Raw genomic sequence first — 8,959 nt, forward strand, 5'->3', positions numbered from 1 at the left:
CTGATTTGATTCTTTTGCGTCAGGTACATAGTCAAGTTTTCGCTACAGTTGATACTTTACAGCGAAAGCTTGATTTAATCAATACAGGGACACAGCAGGCTAAAGCCACTGAGTTTCCAAGCTCCCGTGAGGTTTTTTATGAAAATATTATTGATTTGGCTAATTAAGGGTTATCGCTTATTTATTTCTCCTCTGTTTCCCCCCACTTGTCGCTTTCAACCTACTTGTTCTATGTATGCTATTCAAGCTATTGAACGGTTTGGGGTGTTCCGTGGTGGTTGGATGGGTATTAGGCGGATTTTACGCTGTCATCCGTTTCATCCAGGGGGTTATGATCCTGTTCCAGAGGTGGAGTCAAAGTCTTGTTGTGAACATGAGAAGTGATAGATTATTCCTTTCATTTAGAATTATATCGTTGAAAAATTATGCGGCCATATCACCAAATACCGATAATTGAATGTGGTGAACCTTTAGTAAAAATTCCTCTAGAATTGTTTGCGGTAGAATCTCCTCACCCTTATGAAAAGTTAGGTGCTAATTATGGGGTACATTCACCTTATTATTTGCGCGAAAGTGTGATTGCAAATTTGATTCAGGCGCAAAATTATTTACAATTACTACATCCTAATTGGTATATTCAGATATTCGATGCTTATCGTCCTGTGGCTGTACAGCAGTTTATGGTAGATTACAGCTTTGGGGAAGCGTTGCGTGATAGGGGTTTGACAGAAGCGCAATTATCACCCCAGCAACGGGAAGACGTTTGGGAAGCGGTTTATGAAATTTGGGCTGTACCAAGTTTGGATATGAATACTCCTCCTCCCCATAGTACGGGGGCTGCGGTAGATATTACCCTGGTGGATGAAAATGGACAAGTTGTAGATATGGGTTCACCGATTGATGAAATGTCCGAGCGATCGCACCCTGAATATTATGCTAAGAGTAATCAACAGTATGATGCTAACCGTCAGTTGTTACGGGATGTGATGTTAAAAGCTGGTTTTCAACGCAATCCTAGAGAATGGTGGCATTTTTCCTGTGGTGATCAAATGTGGGCTTGGTTGCAGAATCAAGGAACTGCTCGTTATGGTAGGTTGGTTTAATTAAACGCAGAGGTTCGCTGAGGTAAACGCGGAGGTTCGCTGAGATTAAGGTAATTTTGTAGGCACAAGTCTTAAGCATCTTGAGGATTGAGGTGAATCATTTCCCAAGTTGTATATGTGCCGATAGGACTCCACAGTAAATAAGGAAGCAGTAATAATGCTGCCCAAACAGAAACTGGTAAGACTGCAAAGGTGACTAAAAGGCAGATAATGAAACCTGTGCCACCGATAATTGTACCTACTCTGAGACTACGAAGCCGAAACATTACGGGTGTGTAAGCAATGGTAAATATTTCTAGAAGTAGGTATAAACCCATCATTAACCAGGTTGTGTTGGTTCCTGGGTTGTTTTCCCAAACAATATAAGCTGACCAAGCACCACAGATAAATATTACAGTCCAAATCAGTGGAATTGCTCCTTCAAAGGTTAGCCATCTGGGTCTTTGTAAACGCCTGAACCATTGGCGTTCACTAGGTGTAACGAAGCTACTAGCGAAGGCAACTAAGAAAGTCACACCCCCGATTACTATCCAAGACTTAATCATAACTTTGTATCCTTGGTGCTGACTTTAATAATGACTGATACAGTAATATTAACAGTCAAGGATGTGTTAATTATACATTATCTAAGTTGGTGATTGGGTATTCGATTTTGGATTTTGGACTTCGGCAAGCTCAGTCCAACGATTTTGGATGGTATTTAATTAACTCGAATCTAAAATCTACAGAACTTACGCAATAACTCTCTCCAACCCTTCTTCCTTAGCGTCCTGTGCGGTTCGTTCCTTGATGATGAAAGCGTAAGTCCTGATCTTAGATCTAAAATCTAACTTCCCATCTGGAGCGTTCTCTACTCTTCCACGCGATACCCTAATTCGGCTAACCTGATTCTTGATTGTCGCCATTTGGGTTGAACTTTGACAAATAATTCTAGGTAAACTTTACCAGCAATTAGTTTTTGGATTTGTTCACGAGCTTCGCTACCAATTGCTTTGAGCATTGTGCCACCTTTACCAATCAGAATTCCTTTTTGGGAATCGCGTTCGACGTTGATGGTAGCGAGTACACGGGTAATGGTTGGGGTTTCTTCAACGAGATCGATTGCGATCGCAACTGAGTGGGGTACTTCTTCTCGCGTTAACAGCAAAATCTGTTCCCTGATTAATTCTCCCATAATGAAGCGTTCTGGTTGGTCTGTCACTAAATCAGGTGGATAATAGAACGGCCCTGATTCTAAATGTCCAATTAATAATTCTTGCAGATTTACTATTTCTGCACCTGTTTTGGCAGAAAATTTGACACTTTGCCATTGATGGGAATTGGCTAATTCTGTGTAACTTTCATCTAGTTTCTGAAAATCGGGCGGTTGTTCGTCGCTTTTGTTGATACCTAAAATCACTGGTGTTTGGCTACGACTGAGTAACTCGGCAATATAGCGATCGCCTGAACCACAAGCTACTGTACCATCAACTACAAACAGTACTACATCTACCGACTCAATGGCAATTTTTGCATTTTGTACCAGCACTTCACCTAATTGATGATGAGGTTTATGAATTCCTGGTGTGTCTACAAAAATTAGTTGGGCTTTTTCAGTAGTTAAAATTCCTCGCAAGCGATTTCGCGTAGTTTGGGCTACTGGTGAAGTGATGGCTATTTTTTGACCTACTAATTGATTCATTAGAGTAGATTTACCGACATTGGGACGACCAATAATGCCGATAAAACCTGATTTAAATTCAGGAGGAGCTTGGGGAATTGTTACTTCTCCTGCCATAGAGAAGGTATAATTATCAATACTACTCACCTTTGACTCCACCTTCATATTTCACACTGGGGATAAATTGGTTTTTTTTCAAATCAAAAACAGACATAACATCACCCTGGTCTGTGCGGGGTTGTCCTTATTTTCAGTTTAATCTATTACTGAATATATTTTCATCTTTTCGTCGTAAGAATTCAGGAGTCAGGAGTCAGCACTTCTCTTCGAGACGCTTCGCGAACGACTACGCTCAGTGACCGGAGTCAGGAGTCACAATATTTGTTGGTAGTAGGAATCTAGAGAAGCAAGTTTTTCAAGAAATTATCAAGAATGACTCGGAAATTCTGATTCATCCTGTAGGCTTAGTCCTGCCGTAGGCTATTCTCAATTCTGAATTCTGTATCCTTACTTTTCATAAAAAAATATCAGCAATAATCCAAATTTAGGAAAATCGTAAAATTACAAGTTTTCTCACTTCTCAATTCTTACGATTTATGACTGAAGCACTCCCAAGACAGACTCACCTTGATTTACAGCCTGATTTGTTGACATATCATAAATCAATCCATCTGCTTCAGCACAGATATCAATTACAGTAGGTAATTTACCTTCTTTATTAAAGCTAATAATTTGATACAGTCTATCTCCCGCTTTGACACTACTACCCAATTTAACTCTAGATTGAATCATACCACCTGCAATAGCATAATAGGTTTTTCTGTGGCTACTGGTTGCAAAATACATTTGATGAGATTGTGTTTGAGGTAGAATCAAGTCAGGAATTTGTAAAACCCTTTTTTGTGCTAAATAGTTTTTTACACCCCGCACACCTTGAGCGACTGAATCAGATTTGATCTGCATTCCTGTTCCCAGTTCCAATGTCCAAGCTTCGATATCAAATCTGATATTTTTTCCCAGTTTTTGAAAAGCCGATTCTAGTGCTAACCAAGGTTTGATAAAAGCTTCATCAAAAGCATCGCCATCATATTCATCTAATAAAATTCCATAATCAAGTAAGAAGTATTTGGCGCTATCTTCTCGCTTGGGGAAATAATAAACATAGTCTAAACCTTGATCACTAGAAGAGTGTAAATCAATTAAGTAGTCTGCATCTAAACAGAGGGATTGTAGTTGATAGCGAAATAGTTCAGTGTAGGGGACACTAGCGGGAGAATTAATTTTTTCTAAATTTTCGGCAAATTTCCTTTTAATAGTAGTTAAATAATTTTGTCTGACGACCTCCATATCAAGATGAAGTTGAGATTGAGTAAAAGCTACTAAATCATCAGCTTCTTTCTCATAGTCCCAAAAAATGCGATTCCAGTTCTTACCTTCATAAGCACAAAACCTCCCCGGAGAAAAATGTTGAGCGCGTTCATTTGTTCCCATTGGATTACAAACAGGAACTAACCAAATCTCTCCAGCCAAATCAGTGTTATTTATTGATGATAAAAATTCGATTAGCTGATAAATAACTGCATTACCAGAAATTTCTGCTCCATGTAAATTAGATTGAATATAAACCTTTTTGCCAGGATGAAAACCGATAAATTTGTAAACTTGAAGAGATAGAATATCGCCTGAAGCCATTTGACGTAAAGGAATAGTTTCAATAATGGGAAACATAATAAAATTGGTGATAATTTGATGATTGGCTAATTACCTATAGGGTATAAACATTCTCTAGAATGTCTCTACATGAGGTTATAGTTTTTTATTAGTGAGTTTAAGTTCCTGGTAAATTCCGCAATCTATCATCTAAATGAGTCCGGTCTGCCAAAGCCTGCAACATGGGTCCATGTTCAGTAAATTCGACAATACTTAAAGAGCTAACAGGACATCCCCAACGATAACGAAAGCGTCCGATATCAATTCCTAATAAACTACAAAGAATGATTCTGATAGTTGCCTTATGAGCAACAGCTAAAACATTACCATCATCGTGAAGATGCTTAATTTCTTCAATTACTTGCATAGCGCGAGCAGCAATTGTGATTCCTCTTTCCCCACCAGTTGGAGCATACCAAGCGGGGTCGGCTGACCAACGGATATAATCATCATGATATTCACGGCTGATGATTTCTGGGGTTTTTCCTTCCCATTCACCATAGTTAATTTCCTTCAAACCATCTCGCAGTTCAGGTTGCATTCCTATAGCTGTACATAAAGGTTTTGCTGTCGCTATGGTTCGTCGCATGGGACTAGAAAAAATCGCCTGCCAATGGGTAGAACTGTAAGCAGCAGCAAATGCTTTTGCCATTTCTAAGCCGTCAGGGGTGAGTTCTGAGTCTATTGCACCGCAATAGGCATTCATACGACTAGATTCTGTTTGTCCATGACGGAGTAGATAGAGAGTTAGGCTCACGGTATATTCTCACTCAGGTTGAATTTGCCATTGTCAATATTCCGAGAATAACCTGATTGTTGGCCGGCAAAATCAGCGATCGCTCATTATATTAAAGAAAGTGCCAATCAAATTTAATATTGACAATGTTAACAACCGCCGTAAATCCCTATCTTGATGGTAATTTTGCCCCTGTTTGTCAACAAATCACCACTGATACACTGCCAGTTATAGGTGAATTACCCGCTGATCTTTCCGGGATGTTTGTGCGAAATGGACCCAATCCCCAACGCTCACCCATTGGTCAGTATCACTGGTTTGATGGCGATGGAATGTTACATGGTGTACAAATCAGCAACGGTAAAGCCACTTATCGCAATCGCTACATCCGCACCAGAGGCTGGAAAATCGAAAATGAGGCGGGTAAAGCTGTCTGGAGTGGATTTATGGAACCACCCCAACAGGATAATCCTCATGGCATCGGCAAAAATACCGCTAATACTGCCCTAGTATGGCACGCGGGACAATTTTTGGCATTGTGGGAAGGAGGTGCGCCGCACAATATCCAACTTCCTGAATTAGAAACTATTGGTGAATACACTTACAATAACCAGCTGGTTTCTCCTTTTACTGCTCACCCAAAAGTAGATCCAGTGACTGGGGAAATGATGTTCTTTGGTTACTCGTTTGCACCACCATACTTACAATATGGCGTAGTTTCAGCACAAGGGGAATTATTGCGAACAGTACCAATTGATATCCCAACGGGGGTAATGATGCATGATTTTGCCATTACTGAAAACTATAGTATTTTCATGGATTTACCCCTAACTTTCAGCCCAGAAAGAATGCAGCGGGGAGAACCAATGATGATGTTTGAGAGCGATCGCCCCAGTCGCTTTGGCATTGTCCCACGTCACGGAGACAACAGCAACATCCGCTGGTTTGAAAGTTCCCCCTGCTTCGTTTTCCACACCCTCAACGCCTATGAAGAAGGAGACGAAGTAGTACTTATTGCTTGTCGCATGAGTTCTACCACAATTCTCATGGGTGGTTCACAAACAGATCCCACAGCAGATATACCCCTCCTCCACCGCTGGCGCTTTAACCTAATTACAGGTGCAGTCAAAGAAGAAAGGCTTGACGATGTACCCGCAGAATTTCCTCGTGTTAACGAAAACCTCCTGGGGAGAAAAACCCAATATGGCTACGCTGGCAAAATGGCAACAAGTCCTGTACCTTTATTTGAGGGAGTAATTAAGTACAATTTCAGTAATGGCCAATCCCAAACCCATGAATTTGGAGAAGGACGCTATGGCGGTGAAACAGTATTTGCACCCAGCCTTAATGCCACCACAGAAGATGATGGTTGGCTAATCACCTTTGTTTATGATCAAAATTCAGAAACTTCGGAATTAGTAGTCATCAATGCTCAAGATATAACCAGTGAACCTGTCGCGCGGGTAATTATTCCCCAACGAGTACCTTACGGTTTCCACGGTGCTTGGATTTCAGAAGCACAATTGAGTCATTCTCTCTAATTCAAGTTCAGGTAAATTCTAGGAATACGGCATCTCAAATATTGCAAAGAAGCAGATAATATTATAGATGTCGTATCAATACTGTTCGGTTAAGAGTTTTTGTAGGTTGGGTTAAGCGACAGCGCAACCCAACAAATGCTTACAAGTGTTGGGTATTTTTAACCTTTACTGAATTTATCTGTTAACCCTGAAACTTACCTACTTTTTTTATGCCTCGAAAAACTAAGTCTGCATCCCCAGCTACCCCAGCAATACCACTGGCACTCTCTGAATTGCATATCTATTTAGAGGGTTTAGAAAAAGAACACCAATCAATATTGAAACAGATTAAAAAGAAGCGGACAGAATTAAATAATTTTGTGGAAAGAATGCGCTCTTTAGCCACAGATATATTTCATCAAGCCACTCCCAGCTTCAAGAAAATGGCGGAACTTGATCAAGAAATTCATGCGATGTTTAATGAGATTTTGACTAATAGAAAATTTGGTAAACAAACAGAGAAACATATCAAAGAACTTTACCTTAATCTCCAGATGACAGGAATAATTAGTCCCAAATCTGTTGGTGAAGAAGAAGAAGATACAGAACTAGATGAACTGTTTGAAAATTCAGAAGAAATGGATAGCGATGAAACTAATCAAAACCGCCGTCAATATTGGGAATCACAACAGGAAGTAGAATCTAGTTCTGCAAGCCGAACCGAAGAATCAAGAAAAGTTCGGCAGACATTTCTGAAGTTAGCGGAAATCTTTCACCCAGATAAGGTAAAAGACAGCGAAACGCAAATGTCACACACAGAAATCATGAAAGAAATTAATAAAGCCTATCAAGAAGGAGATTTAGCGCGACTTTTAGAAATTGAACGTCAGCACCAGTTAGGGGAATCTATTGATAGCAATAGTGAAGATGATTTGACGCGCAGGTGCAAGAATCTAGAACAACAAAATGAAATTCTGAAAAATCAATATGAAAAATTAAAACAGGAACTACGTTTAGCTAAAAATACTCCTGAAGGAGCAATGGTTTCAGATGCTCGGAAAGCTACTAAACAAGGGATTAATTCTATTGATTTAATGGTGAAAACTCTAGAATCTCAAATTAGTATTGTTGCTGATATTCGTGATTTTGTGAAGGGATTTAGAGAACAAAAAATTACTATTAAAGAATTTCTCGATGGACCTCCAAGTTTGCGTTCCTCAAAGCAGGAAATGATGGAGGAACTTCTAGAACAAATGATGGAAGAATTAGGTGGTATTATTATCTTTTAAAACCGGGATGTGTTTAGCTTCAATTTATCACTTTGGGTAATTCTGGTTTTTTGAGACTAAATCAGCAAAGTCGCGCAAAGTCTTGCCATACTTTTCTCCTGCAACCGAGTAAACATCATCATGATTTGCTGTCTCTACCCACAAAGAAAGTTTGGGTGAAGTTACAGAAGCAAACAATTTTTGTCCATGAGTAAAAGGGATAACATTATCTGACTTACCATGCATCACTAATACGGGACTTTGTACTTTTTTGATTTTATCGAGATTTCTAAATTTATCAAAAGGCAAAATTGGCAAAGGTACAACTACCCGAAAAGCTGAAGTAAATGTACTTTCAAGAATTAATCCTGCAACAGGTTTTCGTGCTGCTAAATCTACCGCTGAACCACCTCCAACTGAACGTCCAAAAACGATAATTTGCTGCGGTGGAATTTTTAAATCTTGAGTCAAATAATTATAAGCAGCATCAATATCTTGATAAGCATTATTTTCTGTAGGTTTTCCCTGACTCGTACCGTATCCACGATAGTCATAAGCAAAAATATTGAAACCAAAATTGCGGATTTTTTGCAATATTTCCTGAATATCTCCTAAATCTTCGGCATTACCATGAGCATAAAGAACTGTGTATTTAGCTTGCGGATTTTGTAAATAAATGGCTGAAATTTGCGTATTTTCTGCACTGGTGATTTTGATAATTTTCTGAGTGTCTTTATAGCTAGATGGTTGCGGCAGAAAAATCATACTATCTGCGCGAAAATAAACATATCCAGCAAAAAATATATAGATAAAAATTAATGATTTAAACATTCTTTTCCAGCTTAAATCACCTATTAGACATCTCCGAAAAAGAATTAAATTATGGTATAAGAATATAAAAGTGTATTTTTTGGTAAGACGTTATGGGCAGTATATTTGAATATATTCAGAGCAATCCTCAC

Annotated in this window: 9 protein-coding genes; 4 read left to right on the forward strand and 5 right to left on the reverse strand. The window is 39.1% G+C overall.

Translation table 11 applies throughout. The annotated features are described in order from the left end of the window. Positions 1–138 precede the first annotated feature (138 nt). Both yidD and H6G68_RS26050 read left to right on the forward strand, forming a co-directional pair. Entirely contained in the window at positions 139–384 is a 246-nt protein-coding gene (yidD, locus tag H6G68_RS26045) for a membrane protein insertion efficiency factor YidD (RefSeq protein ID WP_190909238.1), read from the forward strand. A 41-nt stretch (positions 385–425) separates the two neighbouring features. Beyond that, entirely contained in the window at positions 426–1,103 is a 678-nt protein-coding gene (locus H6G68_RS26050; protein WP_190909239.1) for a M15 family metallopeptidase, read from the forward strand. A 71-nt stretch (positions 1,104–1,174) separates the two neighbouring features. Here H6G68_RS26050 and H6G68_RS26055 read toward each other — a convergent pair whose 3' ends face one another. The 4 genes from H6G68_RS26055 to H6G68_RS26070 all read right to left on the reverse strand — a co-directional run bounded on the left by H6G68_RS26055 (position 1,175) and on the right by H6G68_RS26070 (position 5,230). Further along, positions 1,175–1,648, reverse strand: coding sequence for a TspO/MBR family protein (locus tag H6G68_RS26055; protein ID WP_190909240.1), 474 nt, complete (start codon positions 1,646–1,648; stop codon positions 1,175–1,177). Positions 1,649–1,953: 305 nt separating this feature from the next. Further along, positions 1,954–2,928 carry a GTPase Era gene (gene era / locus H6G68_RS26060; protein ID WP_190909241.1) on the reverse strand — a complete coding sequence of 325 codons (975 nt, stop codon included), beginning with the start codon at positions 2,926–2,928 and terminating at the stop codon, positions 1,954–1,956. 429 nt (positions 2,929–3,357) lie between these two features. Further along, positions 3,358–4,491, reverse strand: coding sequence for a succinylglutamate desuccinylase/aspartoacylase family protein (locus H6G68_RS26065; protein WP_190909242.1), 1,134 nt, complete (start codon positions 4,489–4,491; stop codon positions 3,358–3,360). A gap of 100 nt (positions 4,492–4,591) precedes the next feature. Then, positions 4,592–5,230 (reverse strand): histidine phosphatase family protein, encoded by a 639-nt coding sequence (locus tag H6G68_RS26070; RefSeq protein ID WP_190909243.1) that lies wholly within the window; start codon positions 5,228–5,230, stop codon positions 4,592–4,594. A 125-nt stretch (positions 5,231–5,355) separates the two neighbouring features. On the opposite strand from H6G68_RS26070, the gene H6G68_RS26075 reads away from it, so the two are divergent. Both H6G68_RS26075 and H6G68_RS26080 read left to right on the forward strand, forming a co-directional pair. Further along, a complete protein-coding gene (locus H6G68_RS26075) occupies positions 5,356–6,750 on the forward strand; it encodes a carotenoid oxygenase family protein (protein ID WP_190909244.1) in 1,395 nt (464 codons plus the stop codon). Between the two features lie 209 nt (positions 6,751–6,959). Next, positions 6,960–8,018 (forward strand): J domain-containing protein, encoded by a 1,059-nt coding sequence (locus H6G68_RS26080; RefSeq protein ID WP_190909245.1) that lies wholly within the window; start codon positions 6,960–6,962, stop codon positions 8,016–8,018. 27 nt (positions 8,019–8,045) lie between these two features. Here the strand turns inward: H6G68_RS26080 and H6G68_RS26085 are convergent, their stop codons facing one another. Beyond that, the gene (locus tag H6G68_RS26085; protein ID WP_190909246.1) at positions 8,046–8,828 is read right to left on the reverse strand and encodes an alpha/beta hydrolase; all 783 of its coding nucleotides are present in this window, start codon (positions 8,826–8,828) and stop codon (positions 8,046–8,048) included. Positions 8,829–8,959 lie beyond the last annotated feature (131 nt).

The organism is Anabaena catenula FACHB-362 (assembly GCF_014698735.1).
Taxonomy (GTDB): Bacteria; Cyanobacteriota; Cyanobacteriia; order Cyanobacteriales; family Nostocaceae; genus Anabaena; species Anabaena variabilis_A.